This is a genomic window from Pseudomonas brassicae (assembly GCF_010671725.1).
Lineage (GTDB): Bacteria > Pseudomonadota > Gammaproteobacteria > Pseudomonadales > Pseudomonadaceae > Aquipseudomonas > Aquipseudomonas brassicae.
This window is the reverse complement of the sequence record NZ_JAAHBU010000372.1, coordinates 1-1,488: the sequence shown is the minus strand read 5'-3', so window position 1 is coordinate 1,488 and position 1,488 is coordinate 1. Positions and strand designations below refer to the sequence as shown.

At 52.3% G+C, this 1,488-nt stretch carries 1 pseudogene; it reads right to left on the bottom strand.

Annotated elements, in window-relative coordinates:
• Positions 1–1,486: pseudogene (locus G3436_RS21930) on the bottom strand (ATP-binding domain-containing protein); the annotation flags it as partial.
• Positions 1,487–1,488 lie beyond the last annotated feature (2 nt).

Sequence of the window (1,488 nt, the reverse complement as noted above, 5' to 3'; positions counted from 1 at the left end):
GCAATTCGTCCAAGTGAACGCTCAGTACATTGACACCAAGCGTACGCTCTGAGGCTAACCGTATCTGATCAGACAGCCGAACCACTAGACCTTGCATAACTCCCTGAGTCTCAGAGGGGGCTTCAAGATGCAAGCATGTTGCTTCGATAGACTGGGCCAGTTTGCGCCTGGCCTCATTGAAAAGATTTCGCTGATGCAGTGAAAAGTTTTTTGTATCAGTTGGGTCTAGCTGCGATACCTCCTGGCGGAGCTGTTTCGCAACGATGCAGCCTACCGCACGGGTGGTAGCGCTTAACCATGACAGGGCGGTAACTAGCGAATGGGTGTCAGCGGCGCTGTGCTTGAGAGCTTTGTTAGAACCCCCTGAGCTTTCCAATTTTCGCTGGTTCCTTAAGCGTGAACGCAGGTCGTGATATTCCTGAACAGGTAAATCGGACAACCCCAACCGACTGCAAGTCTCCCTCAAGTATTTAATTAGCTCGGCTGTACGTACGAAACCTACGCTACCTTCTTGGGAAAATTTTCCAGCGAAACGCCCCTCCCAGTAATCAAAATCGTCTCCCAAAATCGCACGAAAACCATCTCGATCTGAAACATCATTCGAGTTGAAGTCACAGAGCATCTTTGTACGCCCCAGCGCCGCAGATGTTTTTCCCGAACCCGCTACCCCCTCCACCCACATAGGACCTACTGGTGCACGAGAAATGATTTTGTCCTGTAGCAGCGTCCGATTGAGGAAGAAGTCTTCGTCCAATCCAACGTACTCAGATGGACCTTCGCTTTCACCTTCGCTATCGAGGTCAAACTGGGCAATCTCAGGAGAGTCGTTTTCATCATCCTCATCGAGGATTTCGAGGAGGATGGGCATGGGAGAGACTTCCCGATATTCCACCTCAGAACGATCTGCGCCTTTACCCAGAGTTTGTGTAGATAGATGAGGCGCTTCTGACAGCTGAGGATCGGCCAACTCTTTCCCGGCGGTCTCGCTGACTTGGTCCATTGCATGCTCTTGCCCGAGCACCGTCTCGGTTTCATCCGTTCCCCCCCGGAGAAACAGGAGATTGCTGGTTGCTAGACGCGACTCAACAAACGCACGTAGGTCCTGCACTTTGCCCTCACCATCCTGCTTTTCGATTCCCATGGCTCGAAAGTTTCTGGCTTGACGATCCAGCTCCTCGAAAACATGGCGGCGGAAACGGCGGACTTCACTGACATAATAATCTCCCCAAGCTTGGGAAGACCCTTCAAAGCCAAGACCAACCACGGAGCAGAGTCGACCGACGGGGGAGTGTGGTGTTGCATAACCGGAGCTTTCCTTTGGGTAGGTGATCGAATCCATCCCAAGCCGATACATGGTCTCCTCACCGTTTTCCTGCGTGACACAAACAGCTTTTCCATATGCCTCACGTCGCAAGGCACGGTACTCAAGGCTTCCCTCGCGGATCATCCGCTCGGCGTAATCCATTATCTCCGCCAAGGTTTCCAATT